This is a genomic window from Pseudomonas sp. SBT1-2 (assembly GCF_028640875.1).
Classification (GTDB): domain Bacteria; phylum Pseudomonadota; class Gammaproteobacteria; order Pseudomonadales; family Pseudomonadaceae; genus Aquipseudomonas; species Aquipseudomonas chlororaphis_I.
Window position 1 is genome coordinate 1 of the sequence record NZ_JAQZAA010000060.1, and the last position, 24,789, is coordinate 24,789.

At 58.1% G+C, this 24,789-nt stretch carries 24 protein-coding genes; 19 read left to right on the forward strand and 5 right to left on the reverse strand.

Annotated elements, in window-relative coordinates; translation table 11 throughout:
* From PVZ78_RS07940 to dnaA, 5 genes are all read right to left on the reverse strand, one after another.
* On the reverse strand, window positions 1-263 hold a 263-nt coding region (locus PVZ78_RS07940), incomplete at its 3' end, for a transposase family protein (protein WP_273828319.1).
* A gap of 152 nt (window positions 264-415) precedes the next feature.
* Window positions 416-2,833 (reverse strand): DNA topoisomerase (ATP-hydrolyzing) subunit B, encoded by a 2,418-nt coding sequence (gene gyrB, locus PVZ78_RS07945; protein ID WP_007924471.1) that lies wholly within the window; start codon window positions 2,831-2,833, stop codon window positions 416-418.
* A 4-nt stretch (window positions 2,834-2,837) separates the two neighbouring features.
* Window positions 2,838-3,941 (reverse strand): DNA replication/repair protein RecF, encoded by a 1,104-nt coding sequence (gene recF / locus PVZ78_RS07950; RefSeq protein WP_007924472.1) that lies wholly within the window; start codon window positions 3,939-3,941, stop codon window positions 2,838-2,840.
* A 20-nt stretch (window positions 3,942-3,961) separates the two neighbouring features.
* Window positions 3,962-5,065, reverse strand: coding sequence for a DNA polymerase III subunit beta (gene dnaN, locus PVZ78_RS07955; RefSeq protein ID WP_009046209.1), 1,104 nt, complete (start codon window positions 5,063-5,065; stop codon window positions 3,962-3,964).
* Between the two features lie 38 nt (window positions 5,066-5,103).
* Window positions 5,104-6,624, reverse strand: a complete 1,521-nt coding sequence (dnaA, locus tag PVZ78_RS07960; RefSeq protein ID WP_009046208.1) for a chromosomal replication initiator protein DnaA — start codon at window positions 6,622-6,624, stop codon at window positions 5,104-5,106.
* A gap of 567 nt (window positions 6,625-7,191) precedes the next feature.
* On the opposite strand from dnaA, the gene rpmH reads away from it, so the two are divergent.
* From rpmH to glmU, 19 genes are all read left to right on the forward strand, one after another.
* Complete coding sequence (gene rpmH / locus PVZ78_RS07965) at window positions 7,192-7,326, forward strand: 50S ribosomal protein L34 (RefSeq protein ID WP_003213577.1); 135 nt, start codon at window positions 7,192-7,194, stop codon at window positions 7,324-7,326.
* Between the two features lie 16 nt (window positions 7,327-7,342).
* The gene (rnpA, locus tag PVZ78_RS07970; protein WP_009051705.1) at window positions 7,343-7,744 is read left to right on the forward strand and encodes a ribonuclease P protein component; all 402 of its coding nucleotides are present in this window, start codon (window positions 7,343-7,345) and stop codon (window positions 7,742-7,744) included.
* The gene (gene yidD / locus PVZ78_RS07975) at window positions 7,737-7,982 is read left to right on the forward strand and encodes a membrane protein insertion efficiency factor YidD (protein WP_010465488.1); all 246 of its coding nucleotides are present in this window, start codon (window positions 7,737-7,739) and stop codon (window positions 7,980-7,982) included. The genes rnpA and yidD overlap by 8 nt, the downstream gene beginning before the upstream one ends.
* 2 nt (window positions 7,983-7,984) lie before the next feature.
* Window positions 7,985-9,667 (forward strand): membrane protein insertase YidC, encoded by a 1,683-nt coding sequence (yidC, locus tag PVZ78_RS07980; RefSeq protein ID WP_009051704.1) that lies wholly within the window; start codon window positions 7,985-7,987, stop codon window positions 9,665-9,667.
* Window positions 9,668-9,758: 91 nt separating this feature from the next.
* Window positions 9,759-11,129, forward strand: a complete 1,371-nt coding sequence (gene mnmE, locus PVZ78_RS07985) for a tRNA uridine-5-carboxymethylaminomethyl(34) synthesis GTPase MnmE (RefSeq protein ID WP_009051703.1) — start codon at window positions 9,759-9,761, stop codon at window positions 11,127-11,129.
* Window positions 11,130-11,727: 598 nt separating this feature from the next.
* Complete coding sequence (gene mnmG / locus PVZ78_RS07990) at window positions 11,728-13,620, forward strand: tRNA uridine-5-carboxymethylaminomethyl(34) synthesis enzyme MnmG (RefSeq protein WP_009051702.1); 1,893 nt, start codon at window positions 11,728-11,730, stop codon at window positions 13,618-13,620.
* Window positions 13,617-14,261 (forward strand): 16S rRNA (guanine(527)-N(7))-methyltransferase RsmG, encoded by a 645-nt coding sequence (gene rsmG / locus PVZ78_RS07995; protein ID WP_103330788.1) that lies wholly within the window; start codon window positions 13,617-13,619, stop codon window positions 14,259-14,261. The genes mnmG and rsmG overlap by 4 nt, the downstream gene beginning before the upstream one ends.
* An 18-nt stretch (window positions 14,262-14,279) precedes the next feature.
* Window positions 14,280-15,077: a ParA family protein gene (locus PVZ78_RS08000; RefSeq protein WP_009051700.1), complete on the forward strand. Its 798-nt coding sequence runs from the start codon at window positions 14,280-14,282 to the stop codon at window positions 15,075-15,077.
* A 9-nt stretch (window positions 15,078-15,086) separates the two neighbouring features.
* Window positions 15,087-15,959 (forward strand): ParB/RepB/Spo0J family partition protein, encoded by an 873-nt coding sequence (locus PVZ78_RS08005; RefSeq protein ID WP_009051699.1) that lies wholly within the window; start codon window positions 15,087-15,089, stop codon window positions 15,957-15,959.
* Between the two features lie 148 nt (window positions 15,960-16,107).
* Window positions 16,108-16,515: a F0F1 ATP synthase subunit I gene (locus PVZ78_RS08010; protein WP_016703952.1), complete on the forward strand. Its 408-nt coding sequence runs from the start codon at window positions 16,108-16,110 to the stop codon at window positions 16,513-16,515.
* A gap of 16 nt (window positions 16,516-16,531) precedes the next feature.
* Window positions 16,532-17,401: a F0F1 ATP synthase subunit A gene (gene atpB, locus PVZ78_RS08015; RefSeq protein ID WP_007924498.1), complete on the forward strand. Its 870-nt coding sequence runs from the start codon at window positions 16,532-16,534 to the stop codon at window positions 17,399-17,401.
* A 133-nt stretch (window positions 17,402-17,534) separates the two neighbouring features.
* Complete coding sequence (gene atpE / locus PVZ78_RS08020; protein ID WP_002555987.1) at window positions 17,535-17,792, forward strand: F0F1 ATP synthase subunit C; 258 nt, start codon at window positions 17,535-17,537, stop codon at window positions 17,790-17,792.
* 57 nt (window positions 17,793-17,849) lie between these two features.
* Complete coding sequence (locus PVZ78_RS08025; RefSeq protein ID WP_007924504.1) at window positions 17,850-18,320, forward strand: F0F1 ATP synthase subunit B; 471 nt, start codon at window positions 17,850-17,852, stop codon at window positions 18,318-18,320.
* 12 nt (window positions 18,321-18,332) lie between these two features.
* On the forward strand, window positions 18,333-18,869 hold the full coding sequence (locus tag PVZ78_RS08030) for a F0F1 ATP synthase subunit delta (protein WP_007924505.1): 537 nt from the start codon (window positions 18,333-18,335) through the stop codon (window positions 18,867-18,869).
* 21 nt (window positions 18,870-18,890) lie between these two features.
* Complete coding sequence (gene atpA / locus PVZ78_RS08035) at window positions 18,891-20,435, forward strand: F0F1 ATP synthase subunit alpha (protein ID WP_009051698.1); 1,545 nt, start codon at window positions 18,891-18,893, stop codon at window positions 20,433-20,435.
* 50 nt (window positions 20,436-20,485) lie between these two features.
* A complete protein-coding gene (gene atpG, locus PVZ78_RS08040) occupies window positions 20,486-21,346 on the forward strand; it encodes a F0F1 ATP synthase subunit gamma (RefSeq protein WP_007924507.1) in 861 nt (286 codons plus the stop codon).
* Window positions 21,347-21,373: 27 nt separating this feature from the next.
* Window positions 21,374-22,750 (forward strand): F0F1 ATP synthase subunit beta, encoded by a 1,377-nt coding sequence (gene atpD / locus PVZ78_RS08045; protein ID WP_009051697.1) that lies wholly within the window; start codon window positions 21,374-21,376, stop codon window positions 22,748-22,750.
* 45 nt (window positions 22,751-22,795) lie between these two features.
* Window positions 22,796-23,221: a F0F1 ATP synthase subunit epsilon gene (locus PVZ78_RS08050; protein WP_009051696.1), complete on the forward strand. Its 426-nt coding sequence runs from the start codon at window positions 22,796-22,798 to the stop codon at window positions 23,219-23,221.
* Between the two features lie 114 nt (window positions 23,222-23,335).
* Window positions 23,336-24,733 carry a bifunctional UDP-N-acetylglucosamine diphosphorylase/glucosamine-1-phosphate N-acetyltransferase GlmU gene (gene glmU, locus PVZ78_RS08055; protein ID WP_273828544.1) on the forward strand — a complete coding sequence of 466 codons (1,398 nt, stop codon included), beginning with the start codon at window positions 23,336-23,338 and terminating at the stop codon, window positions 24,731-24,733.
* Window positions 24,734-24,789 lie beyond the last annotated feature (56 nt).

The window sequence follows — 24,789 nt, forward strand, 5'->3', positions numbered from 1 at the left end:
GTCTCCATGCGTTTGCCGCAGTCACGACAGCCAACACGTCTGAGCAAAACGCTGAGGCGCACTGCACGGCCGAGAATGGGCAAATCACGAACGACTCGCTCGCAATACTCGTGAGTGGTTGAACAGGGCTTTTGGCATCCACCACAGGAAGGGAATCGGGTGGTGTGGGGCGTCAGATCGATCTGTAGGGCATCGCCATCAGGCTTGATCGTGACGACAGAAAAGCCCTCCCAAAAAGGAAGGAAAGTATTAATATCGTGCATAAGAACGCCGGTTTTTTAGATGTGTTTGCTCGCACGAACATCATCAATCAAATCGGCGTTCTTGTTTCTGTGTTTCCCGGAATTCCGTGAAGAACCATAAAAAAGGCCAACGCTGAGCGTTGGCCTTTTTCATTTCGGCGATGCAACCCGGATCAGAAGTCCAGGTTGGATACCGCCAGGGCGTTGCTTTCGATGAAGTCACGACGAGGCTCGACCGCATCACCCATCAGGGTGTTGAAGATCTGGTCGGCGCCGATGGCATCTTCAATCGTGACCTTGAGCATACGGCGCACGCTTGGGTCCATGGTGGTTTCCCACAGCTGATCCGGGTTCATCTCGCCCAGACCTTTGTATCGCTGGATGGTGTGGCGCTTGGTGCTTTCGGTCATCAGCCAGTCCAGGGCTTCCTTGAACTCGGTCACCGCCTTCTTGCGTTCGCCACGCTGAATATAAGCGCCTTCGTCCAGCAGGGAGCTCAGTTGAGCGCCGAGGGTAACGACGGTCTTGTAGTCATTGCTACCGAAGAAGTCGCGGTTGAAGGTGACGTAGTTCGACAGGCCGTGGGAGATCAGTTCGACCTCTGGCAGCCAGACATTACGTTCACGGTCTTCACGCAGGCTGGCCTTGTAGACCAGGCCGGACTTCTCGACGGTGCGCAGGCGGACTTCATATTGGGCCAGCCAATCCTGCATGGCCGCGTGATCGGAGAGTTGCTCCAGGCTCACGGCCGGCAGGTAGATGAAGTGCTCGGTCAGTTCCTGAGGGTACAGGCGCGACAGACGCTTGAGGGTTTTCATGACCATGCGGAAGTCGTTCACCAGGCGCTCCAGCGCCTCGCCGGAAATACCCGGTGCTTCTTCGTTCAGGTGCAGGCTCGCATCTTCCAGGGCCGACTGCGTCATGTACTCTTCCATGGCGTCGTCGTCTTTGATGTATTGCTCTTGCTTGCCTTTCTTGACCTTGTACAGCGGCGGTTGAGCGATGTAGATGTAGCCACGCTCGATCAGCTCCGGCAGCTGACGGAAGAAGAAGGTCAGCAGCAGGGTGCGGATGTGCGAACCGTCGACGTCGGCGTCGGTCATGATGATGATGTTGTGATAACGCAGCTTGTCGATGTTGTACTCTTCGCGGCCGATGCCGCAACCGAGTGCAGTGATCAAGGTGCCGACCTCTTGCGAGGAAATCATCTTGTCGAAGCGCGCTTTCTCGACGTTAAGGATCTTGCCCTTGAGCGGCAGAATCGCCTGGGTCTTACGGTTGCGTCCCTGCTTGGCGGAGCCGCCAGCAGAGTCACCTTCCACCAGGTAGAGTTCGGAAAGGGCAGGGTCTTTTTCCTGGCAGTCCGCCAGTTTGCCCGGCAGGCCGGCGATATCCAGCGCGCCTTTACGGCGGGTCATCTCACGAGCCTTACGCGCCGCTTCACGGGCACGGGCGGCGTCGAGCATCTTGCCGACCACCAGCTTGGCTTCGTTCGGGTTTTCCAGCAGGAAGTCGGAGAAGTACTTGCCCATTTCCTGTTCAACCGCGGTCTTCACTTCGGAAGACACCAGCTTGTCTTTGGTCTGGGAGCTGAACTTCGGATCCGGCACCTTGACCGAAATGATCGCGGTCAGGCCTTCGCGGGCATCGTCACCGGTGGTGGCGACCTTGTGCTTCTTCGCCAGACCTTCCTGTTCGATGTAGTTGTTCAGGTTACGCGTCAGTGCCGAACGGAAGCCCACCAAGTGGGTGCCGCCATCGCGCTGCGGAATGTTGTTGGTGAAGCACTGCAGGTTTTCGTTGAAGCTGTCGTTCCACTGCAGGGCGATTTCCACGCCGATGCCATCTTCACGCTGCACATTGAAGTGGAACACCTGGTTGACCGCAGTCTTGTTGGTGTTCAGGTATTCAACGAACGCACGCAGGCCGCCTTCGTACTTGAACAGCTCTTCCTTGCCGCTGCGTTCGTCCTTCAGAACGATACCGACACCGGAGTTGAGGAAGGACAGTTCACGAATCCGCTTGGCCAGGATGTCCCAGCTGAAATGGATGTTCTTGAAGGTCTCGCTGGACGCCTTGAAGTGAATCTGGGTACCGGTGGTTTCGCTGTCACCGACGATCGCCATAGGCGCCTGAGGCACACCGTGAACGTAGGTCTGTTCCCAGATCTTTCCGCTGCGGCGAACGGTCAGGACCAGTTCTTCGGACAGGGCGTTCACTACCGACACACCCACACCGTGCAGACCGCCGGATACTTTGTAGGAGTTATCGTCGAACTTACCGCCGGCGTGCAGTACGGTCATGATGACCTCGGCCGCGGAAACGCCTTCTTCTTTATGCACGTCTACCGGGATGCCGCGACCGTTGTCACGCACGGTAATGGATTCGTCCGGGTGGATGATGATGCTGATGTCGTCGCAATGGCCGGCCAGAGCTTCGTCGATCGAGTTATCGACCACCTCGAACACCATATGGTGCAGACCGCTGCCATCGTCGGTGTCACCAATGTACATACCGGGACGTTTGCGTACGGCATCCAAACCTTTCAGCACTTTAATGCTGCTCGAGTCGTACGTGTTTTCTTCGCTCATGCCTTCACTCCCGATGGTCGTGGGTCTGGGTGATACGGCCCTGTTCCACGTGGAACAGGGCAACTGGCGTTTCCGTCTGCCAGCCTTCCCTCAATAATTCGTGGTCTACACAGGTGATGAACACCTGGCAGCGTAAGTCTTCCAACAAGCGACAAAGTGCGCGGCGATGCTGCTCGTCCAGCTCGGACGGCAAGTCATCCACCAGATAAATACACTGACCGCGCCGGGCCTGGCTGACCAGGTGCCCCTGGGCGATCCGCAAGGCACAGACCACCAACTTCTGCTGACCGCGGGACAAGATGTCCGCAGCGTTGTGTGCGCCCAATCTGAGACGCAAATCAGCACGTTGGGGGCCGGCCTGGGTATGACCCATTTGCTGATCACGATGGAGGGATGTCGCGAGCACTGCACTGAGCTCTCGCTCTTTATCCCAACCACGGTAATAGCTAAGCGTTAAGCCCTCGAGCTCTACCAGCTCGCTCAAGGTCCGCTCAAAGACTGGTTTCAAGGCTTTGATATAAGCGCGGCGGTATTCATCAATTTCAGCGCTGGCCTGACACAGTTCCCTATCCCAGGCTGCTTGCGAAGCGGCGTCAAGTGTACCATGCCGCAGCCATGAGTTCCGCTGCCGCAGGGCCTTCTGCAAGCGCTGCCAGGTTGACATGAAGCGGGGTTCCACGTGGAACACGCCCCAATCGAGGAACTGGCGCCTGATTTTGGGGGCGCCTTCCAGCAAGCGGAAACTGTCCGGGTTGATCAACTGCAGGGGCAGGATCTCCGCCAGCTGCGCGGCACTGCGGGCGTTCTGCCCGTCGATGCGGATCTGGAACTCACCCTGGCGATCGCGAGATATGCCCAGGCTGCTGTGTCCTCCTTCCGCCAGCTCGACCTGGCCGAACACCGTACACGCGAGTTGTTCGTACTGGATCACCGGCAATAAACGGGCACTGCGAAACGAGCGAGCAAGCCCCAGCAAGTGGATGGCTTCCAGCACGCTGGTTTTGCCACTGCCGTTGGCGCCGTAGAGGAGGTTGATGCGGGGGGAGGGGGAGAAGGTCACCGGGTGCAGATTGCGCACCGCGGTGACCGAGACGCGACTGAGGGACATCTAGCTTCTGCTGAGCATGATTACAGGCGCATCGGCATGACAACGTAGGCCGAGTCGTCGTTGTCGGATTCCTGCACCAGCGCACTGCTGTTGGAATCGGACAGGATCAGGCGTACCTGTTCAGTGGTCATCACGCCCAGCACGTCGAGCAGATAGCTCACGTTGAAGCCGATCTCCAGCGAACCGCCGTTGTATTCCACGCCTACTTCTTCTTCCGCCTCTTCCTGCTCCGGGTTGTTGGCCTGGATTTTCAGCTGACCGTTGGCCAGTTGCAGACGGATACCACGGTACTTCTCGTTGGACAGGATCGCAGTACGGCTGAAAGCTTCGCGCAGCGCCTGACGGTCGCCCAGCACCAGCTTGTCACCGCCCTTCGGCAGCACACGCTCGTAGTCCGGGAACTTGCCGTCGACCAGCTTGGAAGTGAAGGTGAACTCGCCGGTGGTAGCGCGGATGTGGTGCTGGCCCAGCACGATGCTGACGTTGCCATCCGGCTCGGTGAGCAGACGGGCCAGTTCCAGGATGCCTTTGCGCGGCACGATCACCTGGTGACGATCCGGCTGACCGATATCGGCCTGCATCGAGCACATGGCCAGGCGGTGACCGTCGGTGGCCACGGCACGGATGATGCCGGCGGAGACTTCCAGCAGCATGCCGTTGAGGTAGTAGCGCACGTCCTGCTGGGCCATGGCGAAGCTGGTGCGTTCGATCAGGCGACGCAGCTTGCTCTGCTCCAGCTGGCAGGTCAGCGAGCCCGGGCCTTCTTCCACAGTCGGGAAGTCGTTGGCCGGCAAGGTGGACAGGGTAAAGCGGCTACGGCCAGCCTTGACCACCAGCTTCTGCTCGTCGACCTTGATGTCGATCAGGGCGTCGTTCGGCAGGCTCTTGCAGATGTCCATCAGCTTACGCGCCGGGACAGTGATTTCGCCTGGCTCCGCCGGCTCTTCCAACTGCACGCGACCGACCAGCTCGACTTCCAGGTCGGTACCGGTCAGCGACAGTTGCTGGCCTTCGACAACCAACAGCACGTTGGAAAGTACCGGCAAGGTCTGACGACGTTCGACGACGCCGGCGACCAGTTGCAGGGGTTTCAACAGGGCTTCGCGTTGAATGGTGAAATGCATGGTCTAGTCCCTTGCCTTAATAAGCTGCGCTGGAGTCATCAAGTGGTCAGAGTACGCAGCAGGTTCTTGTAGTCCTCGCGGATGTCCGCGTCGGATTCCTTAAGTTCATTGATCTTGCGGCATGCGTGCAAGACCGTGGTGTGGTCGCGGCCGCCGAACACATCGCCGATTTCCGGCAGGCTGTGGTTGGTCAGTTCCTTGGACAAGGCCATGGCCACCTGGCGTGGACGCGCGACAGAACGCGAGCGCCGCTTGGACAGCAGATCGGAGATCTTGATCTTGTAGTACTCGGCGACAGTGCGCTGAATGTTATCCACAGAGACCAGCTTGTCCTGCAGGGCCAGCAGGTCCTTCAGCGATTCGCGAATCAGCTCGATGGTAATGTCGCGCCCCATGAAGTGCGAGTGAGCGATGACACGCTTGAGCGCCCCTTCCAGCTCACGCACGTTGGAACGAATTCGCTGGGCAATGAAGAACGCCGCATCGTGAGGCAGTTCGACTTTGGCCTGGTCGGCTTTCTTCATCAGGATCGCGACGCGGGTTTCCAGTTCCGGTGGCTCTACCGCCACGGTCAGGCCCCAGCCGAAGCGCGATTTCAGGCGTTCTTCCAGGCCTTCGATCTCCTTCGGATAGCGGTCACTGGTGAGAATCACCTGTTGGCCGCCTTCGAGCAGGGCGTTGAAGGTATGGAAAAACTCTTCCTGGGAACGCTCCTTGCGAGCGAAGAACTGAATATCGTCGATCAGCAACGCATCCACCGAACGGTAGAAGCGCTTGAATTCGTTGATCGCGTTGAGTTGCAGCGCCTTGACCATGTCAGCCACGAAGCGCTCGGAATGCAGGTACACAACCTTGGCATTCGGGTTCTTCTTTAATAGATGGTTACCCACAGCGTGCATCAAGTGGGTCTTACCCAAACCTACGCCCCCATAAAGGAAGAGCGGGTTGTAACCATGCTTGGGGTTGTCGGCTACCTGCCAGGCCGCGGCGCGGGCCAGCTGGTTGGACTTACCTTCCACAAAGTTTTCGAAGGTGAAGGTGCGGTTCAGGTAACTGGTGTGCTTGAGCGCACCTTCCACCTGAACGGTGCGCTGTTCGGCGCGCACTGGAGCCTGCTGCGAGCTGGCCCCCGCCATCGGGTCGAAGCTGTCACGAGAGGGTTCTTCGCTGACTTCGGCGACTTTCTGGGTCGCCGGTTTGCTCGGTGCGGCTGGAGCCGGGGCAGCGACCGGGGCGGCAGCTGCTGCCTGCTGAACCTGAGAGGCAACCGCGGCGGCCAGCGGAGCATTGGGTGCCGCACGAGGAGCGGAACTGCGTTTGCTGCCTATTAATAAGGAAAGCGCCGGCGCCATGCCATTGCCATGCTCATCCAGCAGCTCGAGCACGCGGCCCAGGTACTTTTCGTTGACCCAATCGAGAACAAAACGATTCGGTGCGTATACACGCAACTCGTCGCCTTCGGCTTCGACCTGTAGCGGACGGATCCAAGTGTTGAATTGCTGGGCAGGCAGCTCATCACGCAGAAGCTCCACGCACTGCTGCCAAAGTTCCACTGACACGGATATCCCCTAAGTTGAAAGCCGGTGAGGCAAAAACAAGCCGCCATTGTAACGACCAGACGCACACTTATCCACATGTAGGTTGATCGCAGGCCACTATGAATCAACGCTTTATCCCGAAAAAACACGACCAATGGTATGTGCATAAGCTCTGTGGATAACCACACCTAAGGGCATTGCACAACTAGGGGCGAAAATCGGTGGATAACCCGCTTGTGGATAACTCGCCTTTCCACACACAGCTTTTCCGATAGCGCAGCACAGGCAAAGCACCGTTTCTCGACAGTGTTGTCATTCTCTGTACAGCACGTCCTATAAGGGCTCAATGTAGTTATCCACAGACAGGGACGTCCCTAGCCTTTATAAGCTTTACAGAAAAGCTTTAAATAATTCCCTTCTTTATTTTTATATCTGGCTGACCCGGTTCTTCAGCCTCAGAGGCGGACATACCCAGATAAAGGAAAAGCTGGTTGGAAATTGACCTAGAGGCTTGCTTTCTCTAGAATCGCCGATCTCTTAAAACGGGGGCCATTCCGGCCCGTTGTGGACGAACCAGGTAACACGACAATGAAACGTACTTTCCAACCAAGCACTATCAAACGCGCTCGTACCCACGGTTTCCGTGCTCGCATGGCTACCAAGAACGGTCGTGCCGTCCTGTCGCGTCGTCGCGCCAAAGGTCGTGCGCGTCTGGCAGTTTGATACTCCGGCACTGGAGGTGAGTCAGGACTTCAGTCGGGAAAAGCGTCTGCTTACCCCCCGGCATTTCAAGGCAGTCTTTGACTCCCCTACCGGCAAGGTTCCGGGGAAGAATCTCCTGCTCCTTGCGCGCAACAACGATCTGGATCATCCCCGTCTGGGGCTGGTTATCGGAAAAAAGAGCGTCAAGCTCTCCGTTGAGCGCAATCGCCTCAAACGTCTGATGCGCGAATCGTTTCGCCTGAACCAGGATGCTCTGGTCGGCTGGGACATCGTTATCGTCGCGCGCAAAGGTTTGGGCGATGTAGAAAACCCCGAATTGATTCAGCATTTCGACAAGCTCTGGAAGCGTCTGGCCCGTAACAAGCCGGCACCAGCAGTCAAAACCGAAACTGTAGGGGTAGACAGCCCGAATGCGTAAACTGGCACTCGTTCCGATCCAGTTTTATCGCTATGCCATTAGTCCTCTGATGGCCAGTCACTGTCGTTTCTACCCCAGCTGTTCCTGCTACGCGTATGAAGCCATCGAAAATCATGGCCTTCTGCGCGGTGGCTGGCTGACCTTTCGTCGTTTAGGTCGCTGTCATCCGTGGAATCCCGGTGGTTATGACCCGGTTCCACCTATCCCTACCTCCCGTTCTTCTTCGATGGCCGAGTAATCATGGATATTAAACGCACGATCCTGATCGTCGCCCTGGCAATCGTGTCCTACGTCATGGTTCTTAAGTGGAACCAGGATTATGGCCAGGCTGCCCTGCCGACTCAGAATGTTGCTGCCAACACCGCCACCCCGGCTCTACCGGATACGCCTGTTGGTAACAATGCTTCCGCCAGTGCCGATGTACCCAGCGCGAATACCGATACCAGCACCCCTACCGAAACTCCGGTGGCGGCAAGCAAAGACCTCATCCAGGTAAAAACGGATGTGCTCGATCTGGCTATCGATCCTCAAGGTGGTGATATCGCCCAGCTGAAGCTGCCGCTGTATCCACGTCGCCAGGACCATCCGGAAATTCCGTTCCAACTGTTCGATAACGGTGGCGAACGTACTTATCTGGCGCAAAGCGGCCTGACCGGTGTCAACGGTCCGGATGCTCGTCCTGCAGGACGCCCGGTTTATTCGGCCGAGAAAAAGACTTATCAACTGGCTGACGGCCAGAACCAGCTGAATGTCGACCTGAAATTCAGCGACGCCGGCGTCAACTACATCAAGCGTTTCACCTTTACCCGCGGTCTGTACGATCTGAAAGTCACCTATCTGATCGACAACACCAGCGACAAGGCCTGGACTGGCAACCTGTTTGCCCAGCTCAAACGCGACGCCAGCTCCGATCCTTCTTCCAGCACCGCCACCGGCACCGCGACTTACCTGGGCGCCGCCCTGTGGACAAGTTCCGAGCCGTACAAAAAAGTGTCGATGAAAGATATCGACAAGGGCTCGCTGAAAGAAACCGTGCAAGGTGGCTGGGTTGCCTGGCTGCAACACTACTTCGTGACCGCCTGGATCCCGGCGAAGAACGAAAGCAACGTGGTGCAGACCCGCAAGGACAACCAAGGCAACTACATCATCGGTTTCACTGGCCCGGCGCTGACCGTTGCACCTGGTGCCAAGGCTGAAACCACCGCCACTCTGTACGCCGGTCCGAAGAGCCAGGCCGTTCTGAAAGAGTTGTCCCCAGGCCTGGAACTGACCGTCGACTACGGCATTCTGTGGTTCATTGCCCAGCCGATCTTCTGGCTGCTGCAACATATCCACAGCATTGTGGGTAACTGGGGCTGGTCGATCATCTTCCTGACCATGCTGATCAAGGGGATCTTCTTCCCGCTGTCGGCAGCCAGCTACAAATCCATGGCGCGCATGCGTGCGGTGGCGCCGAAACTGGCGGCTCTGAAAGAGCAACATGGCGACGACCGGCAGAAAATGTCGCAAGCCATGATGGAGCTGTACAAGAAAGAGAAGATCAATCCGCTGGGTGGTTGCTTGCCAATCCTCGTGCAGATGCCGGTGTTCCTGTCCTTGTACTGGGTACTCCTGGAAAGCGTGGAAATGCGCCAGGCGCCATTCATGCTGTGGATTACCGACCTGTCGATCAAGGATCCGTTCTTCATCCTGCCGATCATCATGGGCGCCACCATGTTCATCCAGCAGCAGCTGAACCCGACTCCTCCGGATCCGATGCAGGCCAAGGTGATGAAAATGATGCCAATCATCTTCACCTTCTTCTTCCTGTGGTTCCCGGCCGGTCTGGTGCTGTACTGGGTTGTGAACAACTGCCTGTCGATCGCACAACAGTGGTACATCACACGTAAGATCGAAGCCGCTACCAAGAAAGCAGCGGCCTGACCTACTCTGTGGATAACCACTCAAAACGCCCCCTAGTGGGGCGTTTTGCTATCTGTCACTTTTGTCTGCCTCTTTATGTCTGGAGCGGGTTATGAATGTCCCTCGTGAAACCATCGCAGCCGTCGCCACCGCCCAGGGGCGTGGTGGTGTGGGTATCGTGCGTATTTCCGGACCGCTGGCCAGCGTCGCTGCCAAGGCCATCAGCGGCCGCGAGCTGAAACCGCGTTACGCTCATTACGGGCCGTTTTTCAGCGATCGGGACGAGGTCCTGGACGAGGGGATCGCCCTGTATTTCCCGGGGCCGAACTCCTTTACCGGCGAAGACGTACTGGAACTTCAGGGCCACGGCGGTCCGATCGTCCTGGATATGTTGCTGCAGCGCTGCCTGCAGTTGGGATGTCGCCTGGCCCGGCCGGGGGAATTCAGCGAGCGCGCCTTCCTCAACGACAAGCTCGACCTGGCCCAGGCCGAAGCCATCGCCGACCTGATCGAGGCCAGTTCCGCACAGGCCGCGCGTAATGCCTTGCGCTCTTTGCAGGGAGCGTTCTCCAAGCGTGTGCATAACCTGACCGAGCAATTGATCGCGCTGCGCATCTACGTCGAGGCGGCAATCGATTTTCCCGAGGAAGAAATCGACTTCCTGGCCGATGGCCATGTGCTGCAGATGCTCGACACCGTGCGCGACGAGTTATCCACCGTGGTCCGCGAAGCCGGGCAGGGCGCCTTGCTGCGTGACGGTATGACCGTGGTTATCGCTGGTCGGCCGAATGCCGGCAAGTCCAGCCTGCTCAATGCCCTGGCCGGACGCGAAGCGGCCATCGTCACCGAGATCGCCGGCACTACTCGGGATGTGCTGCGCGAACATATCCACATCGACGGCATGCCGCTGCACGTTGTGGATACCGCGGGACTGCGCGATACCGAAGACCAGGTGGAAAAGATCGGTGTGGAACGTGCCCTCAAGGCCATTGGCGAGGCAGACCGCGTATTGCTGGTGGTCGACGCCACGGCACCGGAAGCGCTGGACCCCTTTGCCTTGTGGCCGGAGTTCCTGGAACAGCGGCCGGATCCGGCGAAAGTTACGCTGATCCGTAACAAGGCCGACCTGACCAGCGAAGCGATTGCCCTGGAAGTCAGCGACGATGGCCACGTGACTATCAGCCTCAGTGCCAAGGCGGGAGGCGAGGGCCTGGAGTTGCTGCGTGAGCACCTCAAGGCTTGCATGGGTTACGAGCAGACGTCCGAAAGCAGCTTCAGTGCACGCAGGCGTCACCTGGAAGCCCTGCACCACGCCAGTAAGGCACTTGAACACGGGCGTTCGCAATTGACCCTGGCCGGCGCCGGCGAGCTGCTGGCTGAAGACCTGCGTCAAGCCCAGCAATCCCTGGGAGAAATTACCGGCGCTTTCAGCTCGGACGACCTGCTGGGCCGGATTTTTTCCAGCTTCTGTATCGGTAAATAACCCCATCTTCCTGTAGGAGCAGCCGTTCAGCGGCTTGGTTGCTCGTGATGCTCAGTGGCGATGTTCTGCCCGACATCACGGGCGAACCCGCTCCTGCAATCCTTTGTACTTCCCACCATTTCCGAGTTTGCCGGGCGCCATCGAGCGCTTCGGTGGATTTCTCGTGGGCGGCCTTTGGTCGGCTGAGCCTTTTTTCTGTGGATTAAGCCCTGTGAATAACTGCCCTTAGGCTCAGTTGATAACAGAGCGTCAAAACTGAGGAAAATCCGCTCTGTGGATAAGCATCACTTTAATCCACAGGCTTACACCGGTTATCCAAGGGCCTCGTTGCCACCTAACCACAGACTTTTGAATCGCTGTACACATTGAAAACAAAGGTCTGTATGAATCTATCCACAGATAGGTCGGTGCCTAAGAATAAACATAAAAACAAAGATTTAATAAATTTCTTTCTTTTTAATTTCTATTGTCCGTGAGTCATCCACAGCTGGTTAAATTTTGTGCAAAGGGTTCTTTAGGAAGGGCGAAGACCCTATACTTGTCCGTTATCCCAAGAACCCATCCTTTTTTACCCATATAAGCAGGCACGAGGTGCGTGGTGGATTTCCCTTCCCGTTTTGAAGTGATCGTCATCGGCGGCGGTCATGCCGGTACCGAGGCAGCACTTGCATCAGCACGCATGGGGGCAAAAACCCTGTTGCTGACGCACAACGTGGAAACCCTCGGAGCGATGAGCTGCAATCCCGCGATTGGCGGGATCGGTAAAAGTCATCTGGTCAAAGAAATCGATGCCCTCGGCGGCGCGATGGCCATGGCTACCGATAAAGGTGGTATTCAGTTTCGGGTGTTGAACAGCCGCAAAGGCCCAGCCGTGCGGGCTACCCGTGCCCAGGCCGACCGCATCCTGTACAAGGCCGCTGTCCGCGAAATCCTGGAAAACCAGCCGAACCTGTGGATATTTCAACAGGCGGCGGATGACCTGATCGTCGAACAGGACCAGGTTCGCGGCGTAGTGACCCAAATGGGTCTGCGTTTCTTCGCCGAATCCGTGGTGTTGACCACCGGTACCTTCCTCGGTGGACTTATCCACATCGGGATGCAGAACTATTCCGGCGGTCGCGCCGGCGATCCACCTTCGATCGCCCTGGCCCATCGGCTGCGTGAATTGCCGCTACGTGTCGGCCGCCTGAAAACCGGCACGCCGCCGCGTATCGATGGTCGTTCCGTGGATTTCTCGGTGATGACCGAACAACCGGGCGATACGCCGATTCCGGTGATGTCGTTCCTGGGCTCGAAAGAGCAGCATCCGCGGCAGGTCAGCTGCTGGATCACCCATACCAATGCCCGTACCCACGAGATCATTGCTTCCAACCTTGATCGTTCGCCGATGTATTCCGGGGTGATCGAGGGAATCGGCCCGCGCTACTGCCCGTCGATCGAAGACAAGATCCATCGCTTTGCCGACAAGGAAAGCCATCAGGTCTTCATCGAACCGGAAGGCCTGACCACTCACGAGCTGTACCCGAACGGGATATCCACATCCTTGCCGTTCGATGTGCAGTTGCAGATTGTGCAATCGATCCGCGGCATGGAAAACGCCCACATCGTGCGTCCTGGCTACGCCATCGAGTACGACTACTTCGACCCGCGCGACCTGAAGTACAGCCTGGAAACCAAAGTGATCGGCGGCCTGTTCTTTGCCGGCCAGATCAACGGCACCACCGGCTACGAAGAAGCCGGCGCCCAGGGTTTGCTCGCCGGCGCCAACGCCGCATTGCGCGCGCAGGGCAAAGACAGCTGGTGTCCGCGTCGCGACGAGGCCTACATCGGTGTGCTGGTCGACGACCTGATTACCCTGGGAACCCAGGAACCGTATCGAATGTTCACATCCCGTGCCGAATACCGCCTGATCCTGCGCGAAGACAACGCCGATCTGCGCCTGACCGAAAAAGGTCGGGAACTGGGTCTGGTCGACGATGTCCGTTGGGCTGCGTTCTGCAAGAAGCGCGAAGGCATTGCCCAGGAAGAACAGCGTTTGAAAAGCACCTGGGTTCGCCCGGGCACCGAACAGGGCGATGCGATCGCTGAAAAGTTCGGCACGCCGCTGACCCATGAGTACAACTTGCTGAATCTGCTGAGCCGTCCGGAAATCGACTACGCTGGTCTGGTCGCAGTGACCGGGCAGGGCGCAGAAGATCCACAGGTTGCCGAACAGGTCGAGATCAAGACCAAGTACGCTGGCTACATCGATCGCCAGCAGGACGAAATCGCTCGTCTGCGGGCCAGCGAGGACACCAAGCTGCCTGTGGATATCGACTACAGCACCATTTCCGGCCTCTCGAAAGAGATCCAGAGCAAGCTCGGCGCCACGCGCCCTGAAACCCTGGGCCAGGCTTCGCGGATCCCGGGCGTTACACCGGCGGCGATTTCCCTGTTGATGATTCACTTGAAAAAACGCGGCGCGGGCCGTCAGTTGGAGCAAAGCGCTTGAGTTCGCAGGTCACCTCGCAACATGCAGAAGAGTTATCCACAGGTGCTCGCCAACTCTGTGTCAACCTGACAGAAGCCCAGCACGAATTGCTGCTGGGTTATCTGGCCCTGTTGATCAAATGGAACAAGGCTTACAACCTGACCGCCGTGCGCGATCCGGATGAAATGGTTTCGCGTCATCTGCTCGATAGCCTGAGTGTGATGTCGTTCATCGAAAACGGTCGCTGGCTGGATGTGGGCAGCGGCGGCGGGATGCCGGGCATTCCATTGGCTATCCTGTTTCCGGACTCGCAAGTGACCTGTCTGGACAGCAATGGCAAGAAAACCCGCTTCCTGACCCAGGTCAAACTGGAACTGAAGCTGGATAACCTGAATGTTATCCACAGTCGTGTCGAAGCTTTCCAACCGCAGCAGCCATTCAACGGGATCATTTCCCGGGCGTTCAGCAGCATGGAGAACTTCACCAACTGGACTCGCCACCTCGGCGACCGCGATACACGTTGGCTGGCAATGAAGGGCGTTCATCCCGCCGATGAGCTGGTAGCATTGCCGGCGGACTTCCACCTCGATAGCGAACACGCCCTGGCCGTACCCGGTTGCCAAGGCCAACGCCATCTGCTGATACTGCGCCGCACGGCATGATTGGGAACACAAGCAAGAATGGCTAAGGTATTCGCGATAGCGAACCAGAAAGGTGGTGTGGGCAAGACCACCACCTGCATCAACCTCGCAGCATCGCTGGTTGCTACCAAGCGCCGGGTGCTGTTGATCGATCTTGATCCACAGGGCAACGCCACCATGGGTAGCGGTGTGGATAAACACGGCCTGGAAAATTCGGTCTACGACCTGCTGATCGGCGAATGCGACCTGGCCCAGGCCATGCACTACTCCGAGCACGGCGGTTATCAACTGCTGCCGGCGAACCGCGACCTGACCGCCGCGGAAGTCGTTCTGCTGGAAATGCAGATGAAAGAAAGCCGCCTGCGCAGCGCCCTGGCGCCGATCCGGGAAAACTACGATTACATTCTGATCGACTGCCCACCGTCACTGTCGATGCTCACGCTCAACGCCTTGGTCGCCGCCGATGGGGTCATTATCCCCATGCAGTGCGAGTACTTTGCACTCGAAGGGCTGAGCGACCTTGTGGATAACATCAAGCGCATCTCCGAATTGCTCAATCCGAACCTCAAGGTCGAAGGCCTGCTGCGGACCATGTACGACCCGCGGCTAAGCTTGATGAACGATGTGTCCGCGCAGCTCAAGGAACACTTCGGCGATCAGCTGTACGACACGGTGATCCCGCGCAACATCCGTCTGGCGGAAGCCCCCAGTTATGGCATGCCGGCGTTGGCCTACGACAAACAGTCCCGCGGTGCCATCGCCTATCTGGCCCTCGCTGGCGAGATGGTTCGTCGGCAACGGAAAAATTCACGCGCAGCCGCTGCCCAGCCAACTTAAGGAATCCCCATGGCCGTCAAGAAACGAGGTCTCGGACGTGGACTGGATGCACTGTTGAGTGGTCCTACTGTCAGCGCACTGGAAGAACAAGCGGTTCAAGCCGACGTACGCGAGTTGCAACACTTGCCACTGGACCTGATCCAGCGCGGCAAGTATCAGCCGCGCCGGGACATGGACCCACAGGCCCTGGAAGAACTGGCGAGCTCGATCAAGAGCCAGGGCGTGATGCAGCCGATCGTGGTGCGTCCGATCGGTTCCGGCCGTTTTGAAATCATCGCCGGCGAACGCCGCTGGCGCGCCAGCCAGCAGGCGGGCCAGGAAACCATCCCGGCGATGGTTCGCGATGTGCCGGACGAAACCGCCATCGCCATGGCGCTGATCGAGAATATCCAGCGCGAAGATCTCAATCCCATCGAGGAAGCGGTTGCCCTGCAGCGCCTGCAGCAGGAATTCCAGCTGACTCAGCAGCAGGTTGCCGAGGCTGTGGGTAAGTCCCGCGTCACCGTAGCCAACTTGTTGCGGCTGATCGCTTTGCCTGAAGTGATCAAGACCATGCTGTCCCACGGCGACCTGGAAATGGGTCATGCCCGCGCCTTGCTGGGTTTGCCGGAAAATCAACAGGTTGAAGGGGCGCGACACGTTGTCGCACGCGGCCTCACCGTACGCCAGACCGAAGCCCTGGTTCGCCAGTGGCTCAGTGGCAAACAGCAGCCTGCCGAACCCGTCAAACCCGACCCGGATATCGCGCGCCTGGAGCAGCGCCTGGCCGAGCGCCTAGGCTCTGCGGTGCAGATTCGTCACGGAAAGAAAGGGAAAGGTCAGTTGGTCATCGGGTATAACTCCCTCGATGAGCTTCAAGGCGTCCTTGCACACATCCGCTGAAACATTTCCTCATGTAGCGTGCAGTCGGAAATCACTACCCGGCAGTTGAATAGGGGCTGAACCGCCCCTATACTCTGCGCGCATTTTGTCGGCACAAATTATGCCAAGTTATTGAATTCTGGCAGCCGACCCATGAGGAGCAAGAGTGATGGAAACCCGCACGCCAAACCGCTTGCCGTTCCATCGCTTGGCGGTTTTCCCGGTTTTATTGGCTCAATTGGTCGTTTTACTGCTGGCCGCCTTGGCGCTCTGGCAATGGCATGGAGTCGTAGCCGGATACTCAGGCCTTTGCGGGGGACTGATAGCCTTGCTACCCAATGTGTATTTCGCTCATAGGGCATTTCGGTTTTCCGGCGCCCGAGCAGCTCAAGCCATCGTCCGGTCTTTTTATGCTGGCGAGGCGGGCAAACTGATTTTGACGGCAGTGCTCTTTGCATTGACGTTCGCAGGTGTGAAGCCATTGGCGCCGCTAGCTGTATTCGGCGTCTTCGTGCTGACCCAACTGGTCAGCTGGTTCGCTCCCCTGCTTATGAGAACAAGACTTTCGAGACCTTAGGGCGTTTGAGGCAACCATGGCAGAAACAACCGCTTCGGGCTATATCCAGCACCACTTGCAGAACCTGACCTTCGGTCAGCTACCTAATGGCGGCTGGGGCTTTGCCCACACCGCAGCAGAAGCCAAAGAAATGGGCTTCTGGGCATTCCACGTCGATACCCTCGGCTGGTCTGTGGCGTTGGGTCTGATCTTCGTTCTTCTTTTCCGCATGGCGGCCAAGAAGGCAACTTCCGGTCAGCCAGGTGCTTTGCAGAACTTCGTTGAAGTATTGGTCCAGTTCGTCGATGGCAGCGTGAAAGACAGCTTCCATGGCCGTAGCCCAGTGATTGCACCGCTGGCACTGACCATCTTCGTCTGGGTGTTCCTGATGAACGCCATCGACCTGATCCCGGTCGACTGGATTCCTCAGCTGGCCATCCTGATCTCCGGCGATGCGCACATTCCGTTCCGCGCCGTGTCGACTACCGACCCGAACGCCACGCTGGCCATGGCTTTCTCGGTGTTCGCACTGATCATTTTCTACAGCATCAAGATCAAGGGCATCGGCGGCTTCATCGGCGAACTGACCCTGCACCCGTTCGGCAGCAAGAACATCTTCGTTCAGGCGCTGCTGATTCCGGTGAACTTCCTGCTTGAATTCGTGACGCTGATCGCCAAGCCAATCTCCCTGGCACTGCGTCTGTTCGGCAACATGTACGCTGGCGAACTGGTGTTCATCCTGATCGCCGTGATGTTCGGCAGCGGCCTGCTCTGGCTCAGCGGCCTGGGCGTGGTGCTGCAATGGGCGTGGGCTGTGTTCCACATCCTGATCATCACCCTGCAAGCGTTTATCTTCATGATGCTGACCATCGTCTACCTGTCGATGGCGCACGAAGAGAACCATTAAGACCGGTCTCGATCAGTCTGATGTCCCTCCCGGTCAAACGGGAGGGGGCCCGTCTAGGGCACGATGAAACGATTTGTTTTACCGCTTTAATCTAAAAAACCTAAACCATACGACGTAAAAGTCGGGAGGAAAGATGGAAACTGTAGTTGGTCTAACCGCTATCGCTGTTGCACTGTTGATCGGCCTGGGCGCACTGGGTACCGCAATTGGTTTCGGCCTGTTGGGTGGCAAGTTCCTGGAAGGCGCTGCGCGTCAGCCAGAGATGGTTCCAATGCTGCAAGTTAAAATGTTCATCGTTGCCGGCCTGCTCGACGCCGTAACCATGATCGGCGTTGGTATCGCTCTGTTCTTCACCTTCGCGAACCCCTTCGTTGGTCAACTCGCTGGCTAATCACTCGAATTTTCGAGTTGATTGGTGTGATGGACAACGAACGAGCGAGGTGTTGGCGTGAACATTAATGCAACCCTGATTGGCCAGTCCGTTGCGTTCTTCATTTTTGTACTGTTTTGCATGAAGTTCGTGTGGCCTCCGGTCATCGCGGCTTTGCACGAACGTCAGAAGAAGATCGCGGATGGACTGGACGCTGCCAGCCGAGCAGCTCGCGACCTGGAACTGGCCCAAGAGAAAGCGGGTCAGCAACTGCGCGAAGCAAAAGCTCAGGCAGCCGAAATCATTGAGCAAGCCAAGAAACGCGGTAACCAGATCGTCGAAGAGGCTGTTGAAAAAGCCCGTGTCGACGCTGACCGTGTGAAGGTTCAGGCTCAGGCCGAGATCGAGCAGGAACTGAACAGTGTCAAAGACGCGCTGCGTGCCCAACTGGGTGTGCTGGCCGTTGGCGGCGCCGAGAAGATCCTGGGCGCCACAATCGATCAAAACGCGCACGCGGAGCTGGTTAACAAACTGGCTGCTGAAATTTAAGCGAGGGCGATCATGGCAGAACTGACCACGTTGGCCCGACCTTACGCTAAGGCGGCCTTCGAGCACGCTCAGGCCCACCAGCAGCTGGCCTCTTGGTCAGCCATGCTCGGCCTGGCTGCAGCGGTGTCGCAAGACGACACCATGCGGCGCGTGCTCAAGGCCCCGCGACTGACGAGCGCAGACAAGGCCGCCACGTTTATCGACGTGTGCGGCGACAAGTTCGATGCCAAGGCACAGAATTTCATCCACGTCGTTGCCGAAAACGACCGTCTCCTGCTTCTGCCGGAGATCGCCGCTCTGTTCGACCTGTACAAGGCCGAGCAAGAGAAGTCGGTAGATGTGGAAGTCACCAGTGCTTTTGCGTTGAACCAAGAACAGCAAGACAAACTCGCCAAGGTTCTCAGTGCACGACTCGACCGGGAAGTGCGCCTGCAAGTTGCGGAGGACGCTGCCCTGATTGGTGGTGTCGTCATCCGCGCCGGCGACCTGGTTATCGATGGCTCGATTCGCGGCAAAATCGCGAAACTTGCCGAAGCATTGAAATCTTGAGTTTGAAGGGGCAGCAGAGCAATGCAGCAACTCAATCCTTCCGAAATAAGTGAAATTATCAAGGGCCGCATCGAAAAGCTCGATGTGACCTCTCAAGCCCGTAACGAAGGCACTGTCGTCAGCGTTTCTGACGGTATCGTGCGGATTCACGGTCTGGCCGACGTCATGTACGGCGAGATGATCGAGTTTCCGGGCGGTGTCTACGGTATGGCACTCAACCTCGAGCAAGACTCCGTAGGTGCCGTTGTACTGGGCGCATACACGACTCTGGCTGAAGGCATGAGCGCCAAGTGCACCGGCCGCATCCTCGAAGTTCCGGTTGGTAAGGAACTGCTGGGTCGCGTAGTCGACGCACTGGGTAACCCAGTTGACGGCAAAGGTCCGCTGAACAACACCGAGACCGACGCGGTCGAGAAAGTTGCTCCAGGCGTGATCTGGCGTAAGTCGGTAGACCAGCCTGTACAGACTGGCTACAAGGCTGTCGATGCCATGATCCCAGTCGGCCGTGGCCAGCGTGAGCTGATCATCGGTGACCGTCAGATCGGTAAGACCGCTCTGGCGATCGACGCGATCATCAACCAGAAAGACAGCGGCATCTTCTGCGTATACGTAGCAGTGGGTCAGAAGCAATCGACCATCGCCAACGTTGTTCGCAAGCTGGAAGAAAACGGCGCTCTGGCCAACACCATCATCGTGGCTGCCAGTGCTTCCGAATCCGCTGCCCTGCAATTCCTGGCACCGTACTCCGGTTGCACCATGGGCGAATACTTCCGCGACCGCGGTGAAGACGCGCTGATCGTTTATGACGATCTGTCCAAGCAAGCAGTGGCTTACCGCCAGATTTCCCTGCTGCTGCGCCGTCCACCAGGCCGTGAAGCTTACCCAGGCGACGTGTTCTATCTCCACTCCCGTCTGCTGGAGCGCGCATCCCGCGTTTCGGAAGAGTACGTAGAGAAGTTCACCAACGGCGCGGTAACTGGCAAGACCGGTTCCCTGACCGCACTGCCGATCATCGAAACCCAGGCTGGCGACGTTTCCGCGTTCGTTCCGACCAACGTGATTTCCATCACCGACGGTCAGATCTTCCTGGAATCGGCCATGTTCAACTCCGGCATCCGTCCGGCAGTGAACGCCGGTGTTTCGGTATCCCGTGTAGGTGGTGCCGCTCAGACCAAGATCATCAAGAAGCTGTCCGGTGGTATCCGTACCGCTCTGGCTCAGTACCGTGAACTGGCGGCATTCGCCCAGTTCGCTTCTGACCTGGACGAAGCGACCCGTAAGCAACTTGAACACGGTCAGCGCGTTACCGAGCTGATGAAGCAGAAGCAATACGCGCCTATGTCCATCGCTGACATGTCGCTGTCGCTGTATGCCGCTGAACGTGGGTTCCTGACTGACGTCGAAATCGCCAAGATCGGCAGCTTCGAACAAGCGCTGATTGCTTACTTCAACCGCGATCACGCCGATTTGATGGCGAAGATCAACGTGAAGGGTGACTTCAATGACGAAATCGACGCTGGCCTGAAAGCCGGTATCGAGAAGTTCAAGGCCACCCAAACCTGGTAAGCCGCAGCGGGGGCCGCGAGGCTCCCGCTTGCTAACCTGATAGGTGTTACATGGCAGGCGCAAAAGAGATTCGCAGTAAGATTGCGAGCATCAAAAGCACGCAAAAGATTACCAGCGCCATGGAAAAAGTGGCGGTCAGCAAAATGCGCAAGGCACAAATGCGCATGGCTGCTAGCCGTCCTTACGCGGAGCGCATCCGCCAGGTTATTGGTCATCTGGCCAACGCCAACCCGGAATATCGCCACCCGTTCATGATCGACCGTGCCATCAAGCGCGTCGGTTATATCGTGGTGAGCAGTGACCGTGGTCTGTGCGGTGGTTTGAATACCAACCTGTTCAAGGCTTTGGTCAAGGACATGGCGGTAAACCGCGAAAATGGCGTCGAGATCGATCTGTGCGTGGTTGGCAGCAAAGGTGCGGCTTTTTTCCGTAACTTCGGCGGTAACGTCGTCGCTGCAATCAGCCACCTGGGTGAAGAGCCGTCGATCAATGATCTGATCGGCAGCGTCAAGGTGATGCTGGATGCCTACCTGGACGGCCGGATTGACCGCCTGTCCGTGGTGTCCAACAAGTTCATCAACACCATGACGCAACAGCCTACGGTGGAGCAGTTGATTCCGCTGGTGGCAACCCCGGATCAAGAACTCAAGCACCACTGGGACTATCTCTACGAACCGGACGCCAAAGAGCTGCTTGACGGCTTGATGGTTCGCTACGTGGAGTCGCAGGTCTACCAGGCGGTGGTCGAGAACAACGCGGCTGAACAAGCTGCGCGGATGATCGCGATGAAGAACGCTACCGACAACGCCGGTGATTTGATCAGCGATTTGCAGCTGATCTACAACAAGGCGCGTCAGGCTGCGATCACCCAAGAGATCTCGGAAATCGTCGGCGGCGCTGCCGCGGTTTAACGGTTCAAATATTCAGAGGATCCAGCTATGAGTAGCGGACGTATCGTTCAAATCATCGGCGCCGTTATCGACGTGGAATTTCCACGCGACAGCGTACCGAGCATCTACGACGCCTTGAAGGTTCAAGGCGCCGAAACCACTCTGGAAGTTCAGCAGCAGCTGGGCGACGGCGTGGTACGTACCATTGCGATGGGCTCCACCGAGGGCTTGAAGCGCGGTCTGGACGTCAACAACACTGGCGCAGCCATCTCCGTACCGGTCGGTAAAGCGACCCTGGGCCGGATCATGGACGTACTGGGCAACCCGATCGACGAAGCTGGCCCGATCGGTGAAGAAGAGCGTTGGGGCATTCACCGTCCTGCGCCGACCTTCGCTGAACAAGCTGGCGGCAACGACCTGCTGGAAACCGGCATCAAGGTTATCGACCTGGTTTGCCCGTTCGCCAAGGGCGGTAAAGTCGGTCTGTTCGGTGGTGCCGGTGTGGGCAAAACCGTAAACATGATGGAACTGATCCGTAACATCGCCATCGAGCACAGCGGTTATTCCGTGTTCGCCGGTGTGGGTGAGCGTACTCGTGAGGGTAACGACTTCTACCACGAGATGAAGGATTCCAACGTTCTGGACAAAGTGGCACTGGTATACGGCCAGATGAACGAGCCGCCGGGAAACCGTCTGCGCGTAGCTCTGACCGGCCTGACCATGGCCGAGAAGTTCCGTGACGAAGGTAACGACGTTCTGCTGTTCGTCGACAACATCTATCGTTACACCCTGGCCGGTACCGAAGTATCCGCACTGCTGGGCCGTATGCCTTCGGCAGTAGGTTACCAGCCGACCCTGGCTGAAGAGATGGGCGTTCTGCAAGAACGTATCACTTCGACCAAGCAAGGCTCGATCACCTCGATCCAAGCGGTATACGTACCTGCGGACGACTTGACCGACCCGTCGCCAGCGACCACCTTCGCCCACTTGGACGCCACCGTCGTTCTGTCCCGTGACATCGCTTCCCTGGGTATCTACCCAGCGGTAGACCCACTGGACTCGACTTCCCGTCAGCTGGACCCGAACGTGATCGGCACCGAGCACTACGAAACCGCTCGTGGCGTTCAGTACGTGCTGCAGCGCTACAAAGAGCTGAAGGACATCATTGCGATCCTGGGTATGGACGAACTGTCCGAAGCCGACAAGCAACTGGTATCCCGCGCTCGTAAGATCCAGCGCTTCCTGTCGCAGCCGTTCTTCGTGGCTGAAGTCTTCACTGGTTCTCCAGGCAAATACGTTTCCCTGAAAGACACCATCGCTGGCTTCAAAGGCATCCTCAACGGTGACTACGACCATCTGCCAGAACAAGCGTTCTACATGGTTGGTGGCATCGAAGAAGCGATCGAGAAAGCCAAGAAACTGTAATCCCGGCGCCCGGCAACGGGCGCTAATTTAGGTTGAGGCAAGCAGATGGCTATGACAGTCCATTGCGATATCGTCAGCGCGGAAGGAGAAATCTTCTCCGGTCTGGTCGAGATGGTGATCGCACACGGTGAGCTGGGGGATCTTGGTATCGCCCTGGGTCACGCTCCGCTGATCACTAACCTGAAACCAGGTCCGATCCGCTTGATCAAACAGGGCGGGGAAACCGAGGTGTTCTACATCTCCGGTGGTTTCCTCGAGGTTCAGCCGAACATGGTCAAGGTTCTTGCCGACACCGTGCAGCGTGCTGCCGACCTGGACGAAGCCTCCGCTCAGGAAGCCGTCAAGGCTGCCGAGAAGGCCTTGCATGAAAAAGGCTCGGAGTTCGACTACGGTGCCGCTGCTGCACGTCTGGCCGAGGCCGCAGCCCAGCTGCGCACCGTCCAGCAGATCCGCAAGAAGTTCGGCGGCTAAGCCGCGGGATTTCCGCGTGATTGATTAAAAAGGGTAGCCTCGGCTACCCTTTTTTCTTTTTTGTAATTCACCTCTTGGTCGCAGCCGCCGACCACCCAGGATTGGTAGCCAGTCATGTCTCTCGAAATCGTTATCCTCGCTGCCGGTCAAGGCACTCGCATGCGTTCGTCGTTGCCCAAGGTTCTGCACCCGGTGGCGGGCGACTCGATGCTTGGTCATGTTATCCACAGCGCCCGGCAACTCGATCCACAACGCATCCATGTCGTCATCGGCCACGGTGCCGATGCGGTGCGCGAGCGCCTGGCGGCGGATGACCTGAATTTCGTGCTGCAGGACAAGCAGCTCGGCACCGGCCACGCTGTGGCCCAGGCCGTGCCTTTCATTACTGCTGACACCGTGCTGATCCTGTACGGCGATGTGCCGCTGATCGAGGTGGAAACCCTGCAACGCCTGCTCAAGCAGGCGGGCCCTGAGCAACTGGGCCTGCTCACTGTCGAGCTGGCCGATCCGACCGGTTACGGCCGCATCGTGCGTGACGCTGCCGGCAAGGTGGCCGCCATCGTCGAGCAGAAGGACACCAACGAAGCCCAGCGCGCGATCACCGAAGGCAACACCGGCATTCTCGCGGTACCGGCCAATCGCCTCGGTGACTGGATGAGCCGACTGTCGAACAACAACGCCCAGGGCGAGTATTACCTGACCGACGTGATCGCCATGGCGGTCAGCGACGGCCTGGCGGTGGCCACCGAGCAACCCCACGACGCCATGGAAGTGCAGGGCGCCAACGATCGCAAGCAGTTGGCCGAGCTGGAGCGTCATTACCAGCTGCGGGCGGCCCGTCGCCTGATGGCCCAGGGCGTGACCCTGCGCGATCCTGCGCGTTTCGATGTGCGTGGCGAAATCAGCGTCGGCCGCGACGTGCTGATCGACATCAACGTGATTCTCGAAGGTCGCGTGGTCATCGAGGACGACGTGGTGATCGGCCCGAACTGCGTGATCAAGGACAGCACCCTGCGTAAGGGCGTAGTGATCAAGGCCAACAGCCATATTGAAGGCGCTGTGCTGGGCGAGGGCAGCGATGCCGGTCCGTTCGCCCGCCTGCGTCCGGGTACCGTCCTGGATGCCCGTGCCCATGTGGGTAACTTTGTCGAGTTGAAGAACGCGCACATGGGCGAGGGCGCCAAGGCCGGTCACCTGGCCTACCTGGGCGATGCCGAGATCGGTGCGCGCAGCAATATCGGCGCCGGCACCATTACCTGCAACTACGATGGCGCCAACAAGCATCGGACGGTGCTGGGCGAAGACGTATTCATCGGTTCCAACAACTCGTTGGTGGCACCTGTGGATATCCAGGATGGCGCCACTACGGCGGCCGGTTCCACCATCAACCAGACTGTGGAAAAAGCCCAGCTGGCCGTGGCCCGTGCCCGGCAGAAGAACATCGACGGCTGGAAACGCCCGGTGAAAATCAAGAAGAGCCAGCTGACCTGTTGCGGGCCGTCGGGCAGGTAACGCAGCACCGGCCAGGTCAGCAGGATCGCCGGCGTGCCGATGACGATGAACAGCCA

Bases quoted from the DNA above. Each gene is read 5' to 3' on its own strand.
- gyrB (WP_007924471.1), bottom strand. From the start codon at position 2,833: ATGAGCGAAGAAAACACGTACGACTCGAGCAGCATTAAAGTGCTGAAA.
- recF (WP_007924472.1), bottom strand. From the start codon at position 3,941: ATGTCCCTCAGTCGCGTCTCGGTCACCGCGGTGCGCAATCTGCACCCG.
- dnaN (WP_009046209.1), bottom strand. From the start codon at position 5,065: ATGCATTTCACCATTCAACGCGAAGCCCTGTTGAAACCCCTGCAACTG.
- rpmH (WP_003213577.1), top strand. From the start codon at position 7,192: ATGAAACGTACTTTCCAACCAAGCACTATCAAACGCGCTCGTACCCAC.
- yidD (WP_010465488.1), top strand. From the start codon at position 7,737: ATGCGTAAACTGGCACTCGTTCCGATCCAGTTTTATCGCTATGCCATT.
- yidC (WP_009051704.1), top strand. From the start codon at position 7,985: ATGGATATTAAACGCACGATCCTGATCGTCGCCCTGGCAATCGTGTCC.
- mnmE (WP_009051703.1), top strand. From the start codon at position 9,759: ATGAATGTCCCTCGTGAAACCATCGCAGCCGTCGCCACCGCCCAGGGG.
- PVZ78_RS08000 (WP_009051700.1), top strand. From the start codon at position 14,280: ATGGCTAAGGTATTCGCGATAGCGAACCAGAAAGGTGGTGTGGGCAAG.
- PVZ78_RS08005 (WP_009051699.1), top strand. From the start codon at position 15,087: ATGGCCGTCAAGAAACGAGGTCTCGGACGTGGACTGGATGCACTGTTG.
- PVZ78_RS08010 (WP_016703952.1), top strand. From the start codon at position 16,108: ATGGAAACCCGCACGCCAAACCGCTTGCCGTTCCATCGCTTGGCGGTT.
- atpB (WP_007924498.1), top strand. From the start codon at position 16,532: ATGGCAGAAACAACCGCTTCGGGCTATATCCAGCACCACTTGCAGAAC.
- atpE (WP_002555987.1), top strand. From the start codon at position 17,535: ATGGAAACTGTAGTTGGTCTAACCGCTATCGCTGTTGCACTGTTGATC.
- PVZ78_RS08030 (WP_007924505.1), top strand. From the start codon at position 18,333: ATGGCAGAACTGACCACGTTGGCCCGACCTTACGCTAAGGCGGCCTTC.
- atpA (WP_009051698.1), top strand. From the start codon at position 18,891: ATGCAGCAACTCAATCCTTCCGAAATAAGTGAAATTATCAAGGGCCGC.
- atpG (WP_007924507.1), top strand. From the start codon at position 20,486: ATGGCAGGCGCAAAAGAGATTCGCAGTAAGATTGCGAGCATCAAAAGC.
- atpD (WP_009051697.1), top strand. From the start codon at position 21,374: ATGAGTAGCGGACGTATCGTTCAAATCATCGGCGCCGTTATCGACGTG.
- PVZ78_RS08050 (WP_009051696.1), top strand. From the start codon at position 22,796: ATGGCTATGACAGTCCATTGCGATATCGTCAGCGCGGAAGGAGAAATC.
- glmU (WP_273828544.1), top strand. From the start codon at position 23,336: ATGTCTCTCGAAATCGTTATCCTCGCTGCCGGTCAAGGCACTCGCATG.